Consider the following 18075-nt stretch of genomic DNA (forward strand, 5'->3'; position numbering starts at 1 on the left):
GAAGTAGATAAATCTTCAATTTCACTCAATCAAAGGAAAAAACAATGGTACAAACCCCTAATAAACCAGCAACTAAACTACCTCCTTCAAAACACGAATTTGCCGAAGTAATTCACAGACTAGAAGCGGGCGGCGCGATGATTCCAGATACGCCGGAAAATCTGATGCAAATCATCGCTATTTGGAAAGCTTACGCAGTGCCCATGGACTTTTACTGGCGAGATTTACTTTACATCGCCGAACGAGTATTTTTACACCCGCTTCCCTTCTTTAAATACTTCTTGCCACAGGAGTATTTAGACTTGCAAAATCACTATTCAGGCGACGGTGCAGATTTGCGGATTTGGCGCGGGACAGGAAGTGTTCACCCGGAACTTTTGGAGTTTATGGAAAAGGGAGAAACTGGGAAAAAGCCGCGGCTGTTTCACCATTTGTGGCACGATCGCATTAACATGGAATTTGCCGAAGAGTGCATGAGGTCAATGCTTTGGCACCGGGGCTTATACGTGCCTACCAATCAATTCGATCCTTATTTGGACAGTGACGAATATAAGGCTAATGCCGATCGGGCAATTAAAGCTTACTTCAAAAAAGACCCCTTCATGCTGGCACTTCACAAAGCATTTCCCGAAATGTTTTTAGAACAGTGCCGCCAAATGTCTTATTACAGCAATCTCGGTTTATTTTGGGAAGTCATGGCGCCGGTGTTTTTTGAGGTTTCGGATCTTTACGATGAAGGGAAAGTTACCACAGTCCCGCAGGCGATGGATTTCCTAGTAAATGGCATATTTGCGATCGCCGGTCGCCCGATTTACCACCACGTTCAAATCGACGGTGAAACCTACGAAATCATCCCCAAATCTAAGGGTTTCACTTGGCTTTACGAAGCAGCCTTACCTTACGTGGAAGCTGTATTTTACCGCACTTCGCCATTCCGAGGAACCAAATCTTACAACGCTCAAGCTAGGGAAGTTCCTGACGACCAAAAAGACTTCCACTACGGAGTGCTTTATGCAGACAAATTCCCGGTAGGTACGGCGGGGATTCCGCCGACTTTGCTAGCACAAGATATGCTGCATTTCCTGCCGCCTTATTTGATGGATTTCTACAAACAGCGCTGTCGCGGCGAAGATGATATCCTCAATCAAATTGGGGTGACATTTCAGCGATCGATGTACTGCGTTACTTCGGCGGTGTTTCAAGCTTTGCGGACTGCTCTTTTGTATCCTTTAGATGACCCGAATCCAAAGCATTTGAAGGCAAATCGAGCTTTCTTTGAGTCTCAAATCGATCGCTTCTGTCGCCCGGAATACGGCATGAAATATGCTGCGAAGTTGAAGAATATTCAGACTTCCGATTATAGGTAAAGGATGTTTGCGGGAGGCATCTTAGCTGAACAGTCCGCCAGTCCGCCAGGGGTTGAAACCCCTGGCTCAAAGCTCAAGTCGGTTGAAACCGACTGGGAAAAATCAGATTTTTTTAAAGCCGTTTCAAAATTCCTATAATATTAAGCCCGTTGGCATCGTAATTATTCATCACTCTCTCTTCTTTTCCTCTGATTTCTCTGCGTTCTCTGCGTTCTCTGCGGTTTAATCATTCCGATACAACCGGAAATGATTAAACCAATAACCAATAACAAATAACTATGGACAGCAAAGATTTAGCCAAATATATCGAAGCAACTGACGGGATTTCCAAACCTTGGCTGTTGGTGCAACTGCGGCTGAAAAAATTGCAAGAAAGGCGATCGGATATTTCGGCTGAAGAGTATATGACAGAACTTACGGACATTCACAAAGATTTAATGAATCTGGGGGAATGGTGGCTGGGAATCGAGGATGAGGTGTTCTAGGCGATTTAAAGAATGCTAGGTGCGGGGATGGTTTCACCTTCTTCCTGCCAAGCTTCTAGATACATTTCGAGCACTTCTTCGCCATGTCGGATGGCTTCTTCGCGGGTTTTGCCGTGGGTACAGGGCATGACAACGCGCTCGGCAAACTCTGGAATCGTCACGAGGAAAAGTTGATCCTCGTCAGACCATTGGACGATCGTACTGTATCGATTCATCAATCTTCCTCCTTTAACTCGTCGAGTTCCGCTAACAATATTGCCAACTGCTTGGGATGGGTGAGATAGTGGGTGAGGAGTCAACCTCCTCTGTAAACTTCCTTCCGATGTTTGCATTGCAACAGCAAAATCCTGAGTTCTTGATCTTCAATTTCATAACGAACGCAATAATCACCGATGCGAATACGGTATTCATTTTCAGAACCTTTCAGTTTAACCACTCCATCGGGACGCGGGTTTTCCGCAAGTTGCTGGACTTTGACAGCAATACGCTCGTAAACATCATCAGGCAAGGCATCTAGCTGCTTTTGCACAGCTTTGGTTATAATGATTGTATAAGTCATGTTGACTTTCTTGCCCGTTGAGTCGTGTATTGGTGGAACGTGGTGTATTCACCGGCTTTGTAATCAGCACGGGCGGCCTCAATTTCAGCAATATCTTCTGGAGAATCTTCGTCATCCGGGAATAATTCAGCTTCCAACAGTTCCCAAAGCTTCTGTTTTTCTGCAATTTCCAGTGACGCAATTGCTTCTAGCAGTGATTGAAATGAGATCTCTACTTTCACGGTATTCTCAGCCCTTCAAACTTTTCTCTATATTTAGTTTTACATTTTTAATTGTGCCTGTACCCATTCTCGAAATTGCTCGTCGGGGCGATCGCACTTTAAAATTTCTCCATCAAATGTTTTTCTTGGGCATAGACATCACGTAGCTGTTGCAGCGCCGCCCCAGAAATGACCGATTTAACAGTAGCTACCAACAGGCCCCACTCCAGCAAGCTGTCAACTGAAACAGCTTTTTTGAACTTGTGGGTGTAGAATTTCGTCCAAAATGCTGGTGCTAGCTTGCTTTTCCAGCGTTTGTACCATCTGCCAAAATCTTGAAGTGCGATCGGCTTTACCTCTAAAATAGGGGGAAAATCGGCGTAGCTGACAAAACGGCTGATACCTTTGGCGTGCACGTACACCATGTAGCGACAGCATTCGATGCGATAAATGTCGTCTGCTGCGATATTGAACAGGAGTGCGACTGTTTCTTCGGTAACGAATCTTGCCAGCGGATGCAGGATTGGAGATTTATGAATTATTCTGGATTCTGCGATCGTCCGCGATTTTGCCGGAGTTTCTGATATCATAATAGACGCATCTCTTGATTGTAGGTGTGTACATCTTTTTGGTGTAGATGTGCAGGACAGAGATTATCTGTCCTGATTAGGTTTAATAGGCGATCGCCCTTTAGTTTTCCAGGCCGGGGGGCGATCGCTTTTTCAGATATCTAATATTAAACGACAGCAGATTGTCATTTGTCAAGTCAGTATGAGCAAAGGCTTAGTGAGGTTGCGGATTCGGGAGTTTGCTGCCCAGAACGGCTGGACACTTAAGGAAGTTTCCGATCGATCGGGCGTTGGTTACAGCACCATCAGAAACTACGCCCAATGTCAAGGCATGACAACCGTTAATTTTGCCTACTTGCACAGGTTGGCTCGCACGTTTGACGTAATGATTGAGGATTTGGTGGAGATTTTGGAGGAATAGGCCGATCGACCTTAAGTTGTCTAGACCGGGGGCGATCGCTTTTTCAGATGCAATTATCTTAAAACGCAACTGCATTATTTGTCAAGTATGGGTTTAGTTAGAGTAAAAGTGCGAGAGTTAGCGGCCGAGAGGGGCTGGACATTCAAGGAGGTGGCTGAGCGATCGGGCGTGATCTATAGCACCATAACCAGCTATGCTCGTCGTTCAGAAATATCAATGGTTGACTTTACCGCCCTGTACAAGTTAGCGCGGGCCTTTGATGTGATGATTGAGGACTTGGTGGAGATTATTGAGGAATAGGTCGATCGACCTTTCCACGTTTCCACTATAAACCCTTGTGTTTCGTCTTGTCAAGACGCGCTTAAGCATTTTGCATCGCAGATAAAAGCTCAGCTTAAAGGTGCTAAGATTTAGTCAAAGTTGTTAATCTCCGGTTAGTTTTGTGACTAGAGCCAGTACCGCCATTGGAGTCAGCCCCATAATTAAGGAACTTGTGCAGAAAAAGGCGCTAGCAACCCGACTAACGCTGAAGGAAATCATCTATGTCGGGATGCTGGCGATTGACGAGTTGGACGAAAAGCGCTTGCAAGAGTTGGCAGATAAGGTGCATCAGATGCAGGTTAATGGCGAGATTTGAGGGGTTGAGGAAAACCAGGTCAACAGTTTCAGCTTTACGGCTAATCACTGTGCAAGAATTTCACAATGAAGCAAACATGAGAAAGAGGTTTATTCAGATTATCTCGATGGCCATTAATTTCATCATCAAGTAAGACAACAGATTTTAAACTCGCCTATTCTCTTAACTTTTGGCATTGATTCTTCATTCGGCTATACGTTCTGGCGCAGCCCGCTTGTTGGGGTGCTGTTGCTACCTCGGTGCTTTACGCCAACCATTTGCGAGCGCCTCTGACTCTGTGCAAAACCATCTCTCACCGCTAGCTGGATCGATAACTGTTGATTTGTAATCTTCCATGCCTGGAAGGTGATAAACCTTATTGCCTGTATCGATCGATATGTTGCCTTTGATAGTACATCCTGGTTTTGTGATGGATCTAATTAGAGAAGGAGAACGACTACGACTGAACTCCATTGTAAAAAGCACAATGACAGCCAGAATCCCAATACCAACAACTATTTCGAGTAGACCACGTTTCTTTGGTTTCTGCTTTGTTGGCTGATGTCCAGGTGCAACACCTTGAATTGATGCTCTAGTTGCACGTACTTTCCCGTCTGTTTCAGCAACTTGCTCGTACAAAATCCTATCTCCAACTTTTGGGCGGCGACTTGCTTCCTTCAGCGCACTGATATGCAAGAAAACTTCTTTACTGCCATCATCCGGTTTAATGAAGCCAAACCCCCGATCGTCTTTCCATGTTGTCAGTTGCCCTTTATTCAGAACAGGTTTCATAAAATCGCACTTTTATTCCTGCTTAACAGACTCAGCCAACCGTTTCGCATTCTCTCGCGGATAAACATTAATCTGACTGTTGCGAATATCAGCTTCTACCATACCCATTAGTTCATCTAAACTGAGAGTGTAGAGCCTCAAGCCGTTGACAGACACCTAGAAGAGTTCTCATAGTATTTTGGATTACTTCACGATCGGGGAGTTTGGGTGTTTCACTCATGGCAGGTGAAAATCTCTTTTGGCTTCCCGGATAGTGGCTTCGCATCGCCGTCAACTTGTGTTTGCTCAATCGTTTGAGCTACTAAATTCAGCATACCAGAAAAAGCTGTTGGCTGTGATTCAGAAATCCGCCACAGCAATGTGTAAAAGCGAGAGTAAGGATTTCTTAATAGTTGCTATTTTTTCCTGCTGTAACTTCGCTATAAAAAAATATTCTTCACTCTCCATCCTCAACCAACATCTACAAAAAAATCCCCCGCCAGAAGGCAGGGGATTTCATTTAATTACCTAGAAACCAGAGTTCAGAGTTACCCGAATTTCCCGGCCGTCGAGGCAATTACAAACGCCGCGTAAGTGAGGATGTATCCCACAGTAAAGTGAGCTAGACCAACAACGCGACCTTGGATGATGGACAAAGCAACAGGCTTGTCTTTCCAGCGAACCAAGTTAGCCAAAGGAGTGCGCTCGTGAGCCCAAACCAAAGTCTCGATCAACTCTTGCCAGTAACCTCTCCAAGAGATCAGGAACATGAAACCAGTTGCCCAAACAAGGTGTCCGAATAAGAACATCCAAGACCAGACAGACAAGTTGTTAGTACCATACGGGTTGTAACCGTTGATCAACTGAGAAGAATACAGCCAGAGGTAATCGCGGAACCAGCCCATCAGGTAGGTAGAAGACTCATTGAACTGAGCCACATTACCTTGCCAGATGCCCAGATGCTTCCAGTGCCAGTAGAAAGTTACCCAGCCCAGGGTGTTGAGCATCCAGAACATAGCCAGGAAGAAAGAGTCCCAAGCAGAGATGTCGCAAGTACCGCCACGGCCGGGGCCGTCGCAAGGGAAGGCATAACCGAAGTCTTTCTTGTCCGGCATCAGCTTAGTACCGCGAGCGTCGAGAGCTCCCTTGACCAAGATCAAGGTGGTGGTGTGCAAGCCTAGTGCGATCGCGTGGTGAACCAAGAAATCGCCAGGTCCGATCGCCAAGAACAGAGAATTAGTACCGCTGTTAATCGCATCCAACCAGCCTGGGAGCCATACGTTGCCGTAGTTCGGCCAAGCGGTAGAAGCAATGCTGTCAGGGTTAGACAACAGCACGTCCATGCCGTAGAGAGCTTTTCCGTGAGCAGCTTGGATGAACTGTGCGAACACTGGTTCAATCAAGATTTGCTTTTCAGGAGTACCAAAAGCAACTACAACGTCATTGTGAACGTACAAGCCGAGAGTGTGGAAGCCCAAGAACAGCGACACCCAGCTCAAGTGAGAGATAATCGCTTCTTTGTGCTGCAACACCCGATCGAGCACGTTGCCTTTATTTGCTTCAGGATCGTAGTCCCGCACCAAGAAGATAGCTCCGTGGGCGAAAGCGCCGACCATGATGAATCCAGCAATGTACTGGTGGTGCGTGTAAAGCGCAGCCTGAGTCGTGAAGTCCTTCGCCATGAAAGCGTAGGGAGGCATCGCGTACATATGCTGTGCTACCAGGGAGGTGATCACACCCAAAGCAGCGAGGTGAAATGCCAGTTGGAAGTGCAGCGAGTTGTTGTAGGTTTCGTACAAGCCTTGGTGAGGCAAGTTGAACTGCCCTTCACTCTTACCGCCGACCAAACCAGCCTTAGAATCCAACATCTCTTTGATGCTGTGACCGATACCGAAGTTAGTCCGGTACATATGACCGGCAACGATAAACAGAACTGCGATCGCCAAGTGGTGGTGAGCGATGTCTGTCAGCCACAGGGATTCTGTTTGAGGGTGGAAGCCGCCCAAGAAAGTCAGAATTGCAGTTCCCGCGCCTTCGGAAGTACCGAATACGTGGCTTGCTGCATCTGGGTTCTCAGCGTATACGCCCCAGTTACCACTGAAGAACGGAGCCAAACCGGCCGGGTGAGGCGGGGTAGACAAGAAGTTGTCCCAACCTACGTGCTGTCCGCGAGATTCGGGGATAGCAACGTGAACCATGTGACCAGTCCAAGCCAAAGAGCTGACACCGAACAAACCAGCCAAGTGGTGGTTGAGGCGAGATTCAGCATTTTTGAACCAAGACAAGCTGGGGCGGTACTTGGGCTGGAGGTGCAACCAACCTGCGAACAGGAAGACAGCGGCCAGCAGTAGCAAGAAGATAGCTCCTTGATACAGGTCGGCGTTCGTCCGAATCCCTTGAGTGAACCACCAATGGTAGACACCGGAGTAAGAGATGTCTACTGGGTTAGAAGCGCCCCCTTGAGTGAAAGCTTCTACTGCAGGAGCGCCGAATTGCGGGTCCCAAATCGCGTGAGCGATCGGGCGGACGTTTAGGGGGTCTTTAATCCACTGTTCAAAGTTACCTTGCCATGCTACGTGGAACAGGCTGCCCGAAGTCCACAAGAAAATGATTGCTATGTGGCCGAAGTGAGAAGCAAAAATCTTTTGGTAAAGATTTTCTTCCGTCATGCCATCGTGGCTTTCAAAGTCGTGTGCTGTGGCAATCCCGTACCAGATCCGCCGTGTGGTCGGGTCTTGGGCAAGGTCTTGGCTAAATTTTGGAAATTTCGTTGCCATAAGCCTTGATTAATCCTGAATCCTGAACAAAATTGAAGGGATTCGGTTCGGAGTTTGGATTCTCGATTTGAGATTCCTCCCAAATCGAGAATCCAAAACCTAGGGGTAGTTTACCCTACCGAAATGATTCGCGCTAGGAAAAATGCCCACGTAGTGACAATTCCTCCTAGGAGGTAGTGAGCTACACCCACAGCCCGACCCTGAATAATGCTCAGAGCGCGAGGCTGAATGGAGGGACCTACTTTGAGCTTATTGTGAGCCCAAACAATCGACTCAATCAGTTCTTGCCAGTAGCCGCGGCCGCTGAACAGGAACATCAAGCTGAAGGCGAAGACGAAGTGTCCAGCTAGGAACATCAGACCGTAGGCCGACAGTGCCGAACCGTAGGACTGAATCACCTGAGAAGCTTGCGCCCACAGGAAGTCCCGCAGCCAACCGTTAATCGTGATCGAACTTTGTGCGAAGTTGCCGCCGGTGATGTGAGAAATTGTGCCGTCTGGCGATACTGTTCCCCACACGTCCGACTGCATTTTCCAGCTAAAGTGGAAAATCACGATCGAGATGCAGTTGTACATCCAGAACAAGCCTAGGAAAACATGATCCCAACCCGAAACTTGGCAGGTACCGCCACGGCCCGGGCCGTCGCAAGGGAACCGGAAGCCCAAGTTGCCTTTGTCAGGAATCAAGCGAGAACTGCGTGCAAATAACACGCCCTTCAAGAGAATCAGGACTGTAACGTGAATGGTGAAAGCGTGGATGTGGTGGATCATGAAATCCGCCGTACCCAACTCGATCGGCATCATCGCTACTTTGCCGGCGACTACTACTGCACCGCCACCAAAAGCGTGGCTGACGATTTCCGTAGCATTAGGCGCTGTTGTGCCCGGAGCCAAGGCGTGGATGTTTTGCACCCACTGGGCAAATATCGGACGCAACTGAATCCCGGTATCCGAGAACAAATCTTGAGGACGACCGAAAGCCCGCATCGTGTCGTTGTGAACGTACAAACCGAAGCTGTGGAAGCCCAAGAATATACAAACCCAGTTCAGGTGGGAAATGATCGCATCTCTGTGACGGATCACGCGATCGAGCAGGTTGTTGACGTTACCGCTCGGTTCGTAGTCCCGAACCATGAAGATTGCTCCGTGAGCGGCTGCTCCAACAATCAGGAATCCGCCGATCCACATGTGGTGGGTGAAGATGGACAACTGAGTCGGGTAGTCCGTCGCGATGTAGGGGTAGGGAGGCATCGCGTACATATGCTGAGCCACGATGATGCTCAGAGAGCCCATCAGTGCCAAGTTAATGGACAGTTGCGCGTGCCAAGAAGTAGTCAGGATTTCGTAGAGACCTTTGTGACCTTCACCAGTGAAGGGGCCTTTGTGGTTCTCTAGGATTTCTTTCATGCTGTGGCCAATGCCCCAGTTCGTGCGGTACATATGACCAGCAACGATGAACAGCACTGCCAAAGCTAAGTGGTGGTGTGCTGTATCGGTCAGCCACAGACCGCCCGTCGTCGGGTTCAGACCGCCTTTGAAGGTCAGGAAGTCTGTGTATGCGCCCCAGTTGAGGGTGAAGAAGGGGGTTAAACCTTTAGCGAAACTCGGGTAGATGTCAGCCATCAAGCCCGGTGTCAAAATCCACTCGTGCGGCAGGGGGATGTCGGCAACTGTTTTGATCAGCTTGCCGCCGACTGTCAGCGGTGAACCTGCATCGATCGCGTCCATGCAAGCATTGATCGGCAGAGCAACGTGAATTTGCTGTCCTGCGAAGCCCAAGCAACCGCAGCCTAGCAAAACTGCCAAGTGGTGGTTCATCATCGATTCCACGTTCTGGAACCATTCCAGTTTCGGAGCGCGGACGTGATAGTGGAACCAACCGGCAAACAGCATCAAAGCTGCCATTACCAGGGCGCCGATCGCAGTGCAATATAGCTGGTATGAGTTAGTGATGCCGTTGGCGCGCCACAGTTGGAATAGACCAGAGGTGATCTGAATCCCATGAAAGCCGCCGCCTACATCTGCATTTAAAATTTCTTGACCAAAAATCGGCCAGACCACTTGAGCGCTGGGCTTGATGGCTGTAGGATTTGTCAGCCAAGCTTCGTAATTGGAAAATTTAGCGCCGTGGAAATATGCGCCACTCAACCATACGAAGATTACTGCCAAGTGGCCGAAGTGAGCGCTAAAGATTTTGCGCGAAACGTCTTCTAAGTCACTTGTATGACTGTCAAAGTCGTGAGCGTTAGCGTGGAGGTTCCAAATCCAAGTGGTGGTTTTTGGCCCCTTAGCTAGAGTGCGATCAAAATGACCGGGTTTTGACCACTTCTCGAAAGAAGTTGGAACCGGATTCTTATCGACTACTACCCTAGCTTTTACCTCTCGCTCTGGAGGACTAATGGTCATGAAGACTCTCCTCTCGGTAAGACAAGGAACGAGAACTGAACACTGTACCGGACACTCCCCACGCTTGATTAGGCGGGGGATTCTCGAAAAAGCCGACACTACATGGCACTTTACTCTTTGCAGAGCTAGACGCAGGTGCATCGTTTCCCCAAGCATTTTGCTTCTGTGAAGAAGCCAGTTTCCCAGTGTCGCTAACAATGTGACTGGGTACTGCTAACTCTTCTCGCTATCTGGAGCCGCCGATCGCGTCCTTGATTCAGACTTGATACGCCTGCTCCTTTTGAGGGAGTTTTATGAATTATAAGCTTGCTAGAGAAGTATTAATCGCTTGTTAACAATACTTAAAAAAGGCTCAATTCTTGATGTAATAACGCCTTTAAATCCCACAGTCCCTCGAAAAAGTCAAGGGGTACTGCCATTAACTTTACAAAACTCAAAGATAAGGTAATTTAGGAATACTCATTTGTAGATATATGTTTTGGAAAAAGGCTGCAGCAATTAATAGTCGGAGAGGAGGGGTTGCCCGCTGCTGCCTCAATCCGGGTTCCTACGCCGCTTTGAAATTCCTGAGTGGCAATTCCCCCATACTAAATTCATTTTTGGGCTATAGTTCCCTATGAGAAGGCTTCTAGGAGTATGGTTGCGTGATTGGGATCAATTGGCACAGAACGGTTGCGGGCAGGCTGGTGGCATTGTTCGCAGTAGCAGTATTAATTTTGGGTTTAGCAAGTTGTGGCGCGGGCCATCCCGAATTGCCCAAATCAGGGAACAAGAGCGGCTCAGCTACCGCCCCAGTAAACAGAATTTCAGAGGTTTCTCCCCCAGAAGCCATTCAACAACTGCGTCAGGCTCTAGAAATCTACCAGCCTCAAATTAGTATTTTGTATCCATTACCTGACGAAGTGCTTCAGGATATAAATGTGTCTGTTCAGTTCCAAGTGAAGGACTTGCCCATTTTCAAAGAGGCAAACTTGGGTTTGGGCCCCCATCTGCAAGTTTTATTAGACAACCAACCTTATGCAGCAGTTTACGACATCAACCAACCTTTAACGCTGTCGAATTTAGAACCCGGAACCCATACCCTCCAGGTGTTTGCCGCTCGCCCTTGGGAAGAAAGCTTTAAAAACGAAGGTGCCGCGGCTCAAACCACCTTTCACGTTTTTACCAAAACAGATGACAATAATCCCGATCGAACATTGCCTCTATTAACATACAACAGCCCCCAAGGCAGCTACGGTGCAGAGCCCATCCTGCTCGACTTTTACTTGACAAATGCCCCCACGCACCAAGTGGCGCAAGAAAATTCCCAAGATGAAATACTCGATTGGAAAATTCGAGCCACAGTCAACGGGGAAAGCTTTGCGATCAACCAGTGGCAACCTATATATCTTAAAGGATTCAAACCAGGCAAAAACTGGGTACAGCTAGAATTAATTGACGAGCGGGGAAATATCGTCAAAAACGCCTTTAATAATACAGTCAGACTGATAAATTTCCAGCCGCTTGGCCAAGAGCCTCTTTCAAAATTAGTGCGGGGCGAACTAACAGCAGCAGAAAGTCGCGGTATAGTCGATCGTACCTACCAAGCCCCCGAACCGACACCAACCCCAACCCCCGAACCGACACCGACACCTGCATTAGAAAAAACACCAGTTGTCCCACCCTCACCAGCGGTTCCAGAAACCCCTGTTACCCAACCCAGCTTAGAGCCAACAGTCATTCCCGAAGTTGCTCCCATTCCAGTAATAGAACCGACACCGACAGCAACCCCCCAACTCGAAGCGCCGAAAATTGTAGAACCAATTCAAGCAATAGAACCGACGCCGACAGCAACTCCACAGTTAGAAGCGCCGAAAATTGTAGAACCAGTTCAAGTAATAAAACCGACAGCGACAGCAACTCCACAGTTAGAAACCCCGAAAGTTTTTGCACCCGTTAAAATAATAGAACCGACCCCAACAGCATCTCCCCAAACAAAAAAACAGGAATATAAAGGATACTACAATCGGTTCCGCAACTTCTTGCGTGAAGAACCCCAATCTGCTAATCCTTCATATCCGCCAACCCTGCCAGAAATAACAGAAAAAGCTCCAGTACCAAAAGTAGTCGCTCCCGCGATACCAGAACAGTCTCCCAATCTTGTACCGCCAACGCCACCAGTTGCCGCTGAAACTCCTAGCCAGCCAACCAACGAATTAGCAGAACCCGAAACAACTGTTTCCGAACCAGAAAATCAGCCCAAATCCGAACAAAAAGTCGAATTTGCCACCTAACAAAATCTTTCTGGGCTTCGTGGCCTGGGCGTCCCGCCCGTGCTCCATCTGCAGGCAAAAATCAAAAATTAGGACACTAAAAAATGACCTACCTCGAAACAGCAGCCAAATTCTACAGCGATGTCGCCGAAACACCCCAACTCGGACTTTGCTGCGTCCAAAGCAGTCCCTTGCAATTGCCAGGATTAAAAATTCCCGAACAAATGCAAGAAATGAATTACGGCTGTGGCACAACCGTTCACGCCGCCGAACTCGTCGGCAATCCCTTCGTGCTTTATGTAGGCGTCGGCGGCGGCTTGGAAGCACTACAATTTGCATATTTTTCTAGACACAAAGGAGCGGTTATTGCCGTCGATCCGGTTCCAGCAATGCGAGATGCGGCTGCACGAAACTTGCAACTAGCCGCCCACGAAAATGATTGGTTTGATCCGAGTTTTGTAGAAATTTGTGAAGGCGATGCTTTTGCCTTGCCGGTGCCGGATGCTTCTGTAGATGTTGTCGCCCAAAACTGCTTGTTTAATATCTTTGAACCAGCGGATTTAGCTAAAGCATTAAAAGAGACTTATCGGGTGTTAAAACCGGGTGGCAGATTGTTGATGAGCGATCCGATCGCAACTCGCCCCATTCCGCAGCATTTGAAGGAAGACCAACGCTTGCGCGCCTTGTGTTTGTCCGGCGCTTTGACATACGCAGAATACGTTCAACACCTTGTAGACGTTGGTTTTGGGCAAGTCGAAGTGCGGGCCCGCCGTCCTTACCGGCTGCTCGACAAACACAATTATCAATTAGATGCGGATTTGCTGTTAGAAAGCCTGGATTCGGTGTCTTTCAAAGTGCCTGTACCGGATGATGGAGCTTGCATTTTCACTGGCAAGACGGCGATTTATACGGGGTCTGAAGATCTGTTTGATGACGGGGCAGGTCACGTTTTGCAGCGGGGAGTTCCGGCGGCGGTGTGTGATAAAACTGCTGGGAAGTTGGGGGGATTAATGCCGGATAAGGTGTTAATTACGGATTCGACTTGGCATTATAACGGCGGCGGTTGCTGTTAGATTTTGTGGGGTTAAGTCGATGGCAAGTGCGATCGACCAGAATAAAATTAACGGTGTATTGGTGATGCTGGAAAATAACAGCAGGGAAAACCAAGGAGAAAATTGGGGCTCAGCAAGAGGGGCGAATTTCTGAAGCTGTTAATTTTGTGGTTCGTCAGAGAGAATTTACAAGGGTAGCGAAATCTACCCGTTCTTTGATTGGAGATACTGGTATACTACGATCGACAGTTAGTTATTTAATAATTTGTAGTCATGGTAAATATGTCAAGCATCTCCAACATCGCCTCTGAAGTGGAAAGTGACTTTCTGGGAGAGATTGATAACCTTGACAGGCAATTACACGAGCGCTTTCAAGACAAGTTTGTAGTCCAGCCCTCGCTTACGCGACTTTTGGTTAGTTTTCAGGCTAACAAAACTAGACCCATTTATAGGTGGTACAAGTATAAGGAAGCTTTCTCCGCTTCTCTGGTAGAGTTCTTATTCCAAAAATATCAAGTCATTCAAGGCAAGATTTTAGATCCTTTTACAGGTAGTGGAACTGCTTTATTTGCTGCTAGCGACTTGGGAATAGATGGTGAGGGGATTGAATTATTACCTATTGGGCAACAAATAATTAATACCAAAATCCTTTTAGACACTGCCTTTACTCTTGATGATTTTCAGCGGCTAAAGACATGGTTTAATTTGCAAATATGGAAACAATTTGAAAACCCAGTCACTCTGCCAGAATTGAGGATCACTAAAGGAGCTTACTCCGAACAAAATAAAATAGAAATTGAGCAATATCTTGGAGCTTGTTATCAAGAAAATACCAAGATTCAATCAGTTTTAGTCTTGACTTTACTGTGTGTTTTAGAATCCGTAAGCTATACACGCAAAGATGGACAGTATCTTCGTTGGGATTACCGTTCGGGTCATGGCACGTCAAAGAAGTCCTTCAATAAAGGTGAGGTTCTTGAGTTCAGTCAAGCTATTACCAAAAAATTTAATGAACTTGTTAACGACTTAGAACCTCCTACACACCAACTTGAGCTTTTTCAAACTCAGAATAATCAACAAGGCAAAATTAATTTGCATCAAGGTTCTTGTCTGAAGATAATGCCCGATTTGCCGGACTCTACATACGATGCAATCATCACATCTCCACCCTACTGCAATCGATATGACTATACTCGCACCTATGCACTAGAGCTAGCTTTACTAGGAATTTCTGAAAAGGAATTAATTAATCTGCGTCAGGAAATGCTAAGTTGTACGGTTGAGAATCACCCCAAAGATTTATTGGCTATCAATCCGGCTTGGGAAATAGCTTTAAGTATTGCTAATTCGCAAACTCTATTGCAGGCTATATTAAGATACTTGGACACCCAAAAGTCACAGGGTATATTGAACAACAATGGTATACCAAGAATGGTAAGAGGATATTTCTATGAAATGGCTTGCGTAATACAAGAAAGCTTTCGTATCCTTAAACCAGGGGCATTTTTGTTTATGGTTAATGACAATGTGCGCTACGCAGGTATAAGCATTTCAGTGGACATGATTCTTTCTGATTTTGCTGAAAAACTAGGCTTTGTTACGGAAAATATTCTCGTCTTACCAGGTGATAAGGGGAATAGTAGTCAACAGATGGGAAACTATGGACGCGCTCCTTTGAGGAAGTGCGTTTATGTATGGAAAAAACAATAACTCGATACCTATGTGTGCTTATCGTAACCACCTTCAATCCAGTGACGATCTTGTCACAACCTATGAAGACACTCGTGCGGGTTTTGTTGCACTTGCCCTTGAAAAAAATCGACGCGCTACCCCTTACGTGGCCCAAGCAAGAGCACTTCAAGAAGCTGCTGGTCAAGCTGAGAGTCCTGCTGATTTGTTAAATGTTAAGGGCATTGAAATGGGATTGTTGACTGCAGCAGGATTATCTGACAAGTCTCTTGCTCATTTGATGCCAAAGGATAAGAGTGAAGCTATCAATGGTCTAATCAGGAATTTTCTTGAGCCAGCAGGCACAAATTTTGTGGAGGAATTGGTCTTTAGATTTCTACTGACTCGTGGTGACACGCTTGGTGGCTCAATGCGTAATGTTGGCGGAGCATTGGCACAAAGAAAACTAACTCGTGCTATCCTCTCGACTCTCACAATTGCTAGTAAGAGATATTATTGGCAAGACTCAAAGACAAAAAAGTGGATAGCCATGACAAATGATGACACAGGAATTGAGTTGTCTTTACGTGGGATAAGTTGGGAGAGCGAGCTAGGTAATCGCACATTGATTTATAACCTAACTGTTCCACTCGTCAGGAGCAATGTGGATTTGTGTTTATTTAATCTTGCCCCGACGGAGTTGGTAGCTAATAAATCCAGCGCAATTGAGCCATCTATCGTGGCACCCTATGTTATTGCATTGGGCGAACTTAAAGGTGGAATCGATCCTGCAGGTGCAGATGAGCATTGGAAAACGGCACAAGCAGCACTAAATCGCATACGCGAAGCATTTTCCACAGTTGGACACTCACCTCTGACTTTCTTTGTGGGATCGGCAGTTGCAAGAAGGATGGCGGGTGAAATCTGGCATCAACTGGAAAACCGGAGTCTCAGTAATGCTGCAAATCTGAATCAGGAGAATCAAGTTGCATCTATTTCTCGTTGGCTATGTAATTTATAAAAGCAACAACCGTTTTGACTCGGTGTCGGTTTTACCATCCTCCCTCGCCCCCGTCTTGTGGCACAGCCATCTTCGCTGTCTCCAAAAACCCTGGTTTAATCAGCTTTCTTCCCATCCTGCCAAACTTCCCGCTAAATTAAAGAAGTAAAAAAATCATTCACGCCCTACCAGGAGATGCCATGCCCCGCGTCCGAGCACCAGAATTCCCCGCAAACTACCCCTGGCTGAACACCGACAAACCTTTATCCATTGAATCTCTAAAAGGCCGGGTCGTCCTCCTCGACTTCTGGACGTACTGCTGCATCAACTGCTTGCACGTCCTCCCAGAATTAAAATACCTCGAACAAAAATATAAAGATTCTCTCACCGTTATCGGCGTTCACTCTGCCAAATTTGAAAACGAAAAAGAAGTAGAAAACATCCGCCAAGCTATCCTCCGCTACGATATCGAACATCCCGTAATCGTTGACAGTGGCATGAAAGTTTGGCAAAGCTATGCCGTTCGCGCTTGGCCGACTTTAATGGTGATCGATCCTGAAAGTTATGTCGTTGGCTTTGTTTCCGGCGAAGGCAATAGAGAAGCACTGGACGAATTAGTTGGCAAGTTAATTGCTGAATACAAAGATAAAAATGCACTTAACTTTAAACAACTCAGTTTTAGCTTAGAAAAACAGCGCAAACCTGTATCAACACCGCTGGCTTTTCCCGGTAAAGTGCTGGCATTTGCCATCGGTGCAACGGAGGCCAAACAGCTTCACCAACAGGTCGCCCTTTTGGGCGAAATGACTGAGGATAATGAATCTGTAGATGAAACTGTATTGCCCGGACCTGCTAATTCAGTCATACAAAACTTAGTCGGTTCTTGCTTATTTATTGCCGATTCCGGACACAATAGGATTGTTGTCAGCACCCTCGAAGGTGAGGTGCTGCACGTCATCGGTAGTGGCAAACCGGGTTTAACTGATGGGGACTTTGAAGAGGCTGAGTTTTTTGCACCTCAAGGTATGGCTTTTGATGCAGAAAGCCAAATTCTATATGTTGCTGATACGGAAAATCATGCTCTCAGAAAGATTGATTTTACGACTCAACGGGTGGAAACTGTTGCTGGTACGGGCGAACAAAGTCACGAAATTTCACCCCGCAGCGGCAAGGGTTTAGAAACGCAATTGAATTCGCCTTGGGATTTAGAAAGAGTTGGAAATAGACTTTTTATTGCAATGGCGGGTTCCCACCAAATTTGCGAAATGCAGTTAGACACTGGCACGATCGGCACTTATGCGGGTATTGGCCGAGAATCCTGTGTGGACGGAAATCTTGCAGAATCTGCTTTTTCTCAGCCCAGCGGCCTCGCTACGGATCGATCGGAGTTGTTTGTTGCTGACAGCGAAATTAGTTCGATTCGCGCTGTGGGTATAGATGAAGACCCGAAGGTTCGCACTGTTTGCGGTAGCGGTGAATTGTTTGGTTTTGGAGATAAAGATGGTCGCGCTGATGAGGTAAGGTTGCAGCACTGTTTGGGTGTTGAATACGCTCAAAATTATCTCTGGGTTGCTGATACTTACAATCACAAAATTAAGCGGATCGACCACCGAGGCGGTACGTGCAGAACTATGATTGGAGATGGTACAGCGGGTTTGGTGGACGCTAAAGGCCTTAAGGCTCGATTCTTTGAACCTTCAGGGTTGAGTGCGATCGGGCCTCACTTGTTTGTTGCTGATACCAACAATCATGTAATTCGGAGAGTTGAGTTGGATACGCTGGAAGTCACAACTTTGGATTTCCCCGGTTTGTGCCCTCCTGATGTTTGTCTTCCTGATTAAGCCGATCGACCTTTTTGACCAAAAAAACGGGATTCAAGCCCCGTCCTTCTAGGACGGCTTTTCTTGATTTCTAATATATTCCTTCAAAACTT

The 18075-nt window shown here is 46.9% G+C and carries 18 protein-coding genes; 10 read left to right on the forward strand and 8 right to left on the reverse strand.

Annotation, left to right across the window (positions count from 1 at the left end; genetic code table 11):
• Window positions 1-44 precede the first annotated feature (44 nt).
• Together QUA70_RS01965 and QUA70_RS01970 are read left to right on the forward strand one after the other, a co-directional pair.
• Window positions 45-1367, forward strand: coding sequence for a CO2 hydration protein (locus tag QUA70_RS01965; RefSeq protein WP_333330963.1), 1323 nt, complete (start codon window positions 45-47; stop codon window positions 1365-1367).
• Window positions 1368-1645: 278 nt separating this feature from the next.
• Entirely contained in the window at window positions 1646-1852 is a 207-nt protein-coding gene (locus QUA70_RS01970; RefSeq protein WP_333344909.1) for a hypothetical protein, read from the forward strand.
• A 5-nt stretch (window positions 1853-1857) separates the two neighbouring features.
• On the opposite strand, the gene QUA70_RS01975 is transcribed toward QUA70_RS01970, so the two are convergent.
• The 4 genes from QUA70_RS01975 to QUA70_RS01990 all read right to left on the reverse strand — a co-directional run bounded on the left by QUA70_RS01975 (window position 1858) and on the right by QUA70_RS01990 (window position 3201).
• Window positions 1858-2067, reverse strand: coding sequence for a type II toxin-antitoxin system HicB family antitoxin (locus QUA70_RS01975; RefSeq protein ID WP_333344910.1), 210 nt, complete (start codon window positions 2065-2067; stop codon window positions 1858-1860).
• Between the two features lie 80 nt (window positions 2068-2147).
• Window positions 2148-2411, reverse strand: a complete 264-nt coding sequence (locus QUA70_RS01980; protein WP_333344912.1) for a type II toxin-antitoxin system RelE/ParE family toxin — start codon at window positions 2409-2411, stop codon at window positions 2148-2150.
• A complete protein-coding gene (locus QUA70_RS01985) occupies window positions 2408-2632 on the reverse strand; it encodes a hypothetical protein (RefSeq protein ID WP_333344914.1) in 225 nt (74 codons plus the stop codon). The genes QUA70_RS01980 and QUA70_RS01985 overlap by 4 nt, the downstream gene beginning before the upstream one ends.
• Window positions 2633-2730: 98 nt before the next feature.
• On the reverse strand, window positions 2731-3201 hold the full coding sequence (locus tag QUA70_RS01990) for a hypothetical protein (RefSeq protein WP_333344915.1): 471 nt from the start codon (window positions 3199-3201) through the stop codon (window positions 2731-2733).
• Window positions 3202-3382: 181 nt separating this feature from the next.
• Between QUA70_RS01990 and QUA70_RS01995 the strand changes: the two genes are divergently transcribed.
• From QUA70_RS01995 to QUA70_RS02005, 3 genes are all read left to right on the forward strand, one after another.
• Window positions 3383-3601, forward strand: a complete 219-nt coding sequence (locus tag QUA70_RS01995; protein WP_293135490.1) for a helix-turn-helix domain-containing protein — start codon at window positions 3383-3385, stop codon at window positions 3599-3601.
• Between the two features lie 87 nt (window positions 3602-3688).
• Window positions 3689-3901, forward strand: a complete 213-nt coding sequence (locus QUA70_RS02000; RefSeq protein ID WP_006631308.1) for a helix-turn-helix domain-containing protein — start codon at window positions 3689-3691, stop codon at window positions 3899-3901.
• A gap of 142 nt (window positions 3902-4043) precedes the next feature.
• Window positions 4044-4238 carry a hypothetical protein gene (locus QUA70_RS02005; RefSeq protein WP_190744088.1) on the forward strand — a complete coding sequence of 65 codons (195 nt, stop codon included), beginning with the start codon at window positions 4044-4046 and terminating at the stop codon, window positions 4236-4238.
• A gap of 231 nt (window positions 4239-4469) precedes the next feature.
• On the opposite strand, the gene QUA70_RS02010 is transcribed toward QUA70_RS02005, so the two are convergent.
• The 4 genes from QUA70_RS02010 to psaA all read right to left on the reverse strand — a co-directional run bounded on the left by QUA70_RS02010 (window position 4470) and on the right by psaA (window position 10170).
• On the reverse strand, window positions 4470-5009 hold the full coding sequence (locus tag QUA70_RS02010; RefSeq protein WP_333344917.1) for a cold shock domain-containing protein: 540 nt from the start codon (window positions 5007-5009) through the stop codon (window positions 4470-4472).
• Between the two features lie 12 nt (window positions 5010-5021).
• On the reverse strand, window positions 5022-5165 hold the full coding sequence (locus QUA70_RS02015; RefSeq protein ID WP_333344919.1) for a hypothetical protein: 144 nt from the start codon (window positions 5163-5165) through the stop codon (window positions 5022-5024).
• 371 nt (window positions 5166-5536) lie between these two features.
• Window positions 5537-7765, reverse strand: coding sequence for a photosystem I core protein PsaB (gene psaB, locus QUA70_RS02020; RefSeq protein WP_333344921.1), 2229 nt, complete (start codon window positions 7763-7765; stop codon window positions 5537-5539).
• A 110-nt stretch (window positions 7766-7875) separates the two neighbouring features.
• Window positions 7876-10170, reverse strand: coding sequence for a photosystem I core protein PsaA (gene psaA / locus QUA70_RS02025; RefSeq protein WP_333335794.1), 2295 nt, complete (start codon window positions 10168-10170; stop codon window positions 7876-7878).
• Between the two features lie 644 nt (window positions 10171-10814).
• Here psaA and QUA70_RS02030 point away from each other — a divergent pair.
• From QUA70_RS02030 to QUA70_RS02050, 5 genes are all read left to right on the forward strand, one after another.
• The gene (locus tag QUA70_RS02030; RefSeq protein ID WP_333335791.1) at window positions 10815-12443 is read left to right on the forward strand and encodes a hypothetical protein; all 1629 of its coding nucleotides are present in this window, start codon (window positions 10815-10817) and stop codon (window positions 12441-12443) included.
• Between the two features lie 83 nt (window positions 12444-12526).
• Window positions 12527-13495 (forward strand): arsenosugar biosynthesis arsenite methyltransferase ArsM, encoded by a 969-nt coding sequence (gene arsM / locus QUA70_RS02035; RefSeq protein WP_333335788.1) that lies wholly within the window; start codon window positions 12527-12529, stop codon window positions 13493-13495.
• A gap of 252 nt (window positions 13496-13747) precedes the next feature.
• On the forward strand, window positions 13748-15184 hold the full coding sequence (locus QUA70_RS02040; RefSeq protein WP_333335785.1) for a site-specific DNA-methyltransferase: 1437 nt from the start codon (window positions 13748-13750) through the stop codon (window positions 15182-15184).
• The gene (locus QUA70_RS02045; protein ID WP_333335783.1) at window positions 15165-16163 is read left to right on the forward strand and encodes a type II restriction endonuclease; all 999 of its coding nucleotides are present in this window, start codon (window positions 15165-15167) and stop codon (window positions 16161-16163) included. The genes QUA70_RS02040 and QUA70_RS02045 overlap by 20 nt, the downstream gene beginning before the upstream one ends.
• 179 nt (window positions 16164-16342) lie before the next feature.
• Complete coding sequence (locus QUA70_RS02050; RefSeq protein WP_333335780.1) at window positions 16343-17983, forward strand: thioredoxin-like domain-containing protein; 1641 nt, start codon at window positions 16343-16345, stop codon at window positions 17981-17983.
• Window positions 17984-18075 lie beyond the last annotated feature (92 nt).

This window comes from Microcoleus sp. LAD1_D5 (genome assembly GCF_036702115.1).
Lineage (GTDB): Bacteria > Cyanobacteriota > Cyanobacteriia > Cyanobacteriales > Microcoleaceae > Microcoleus.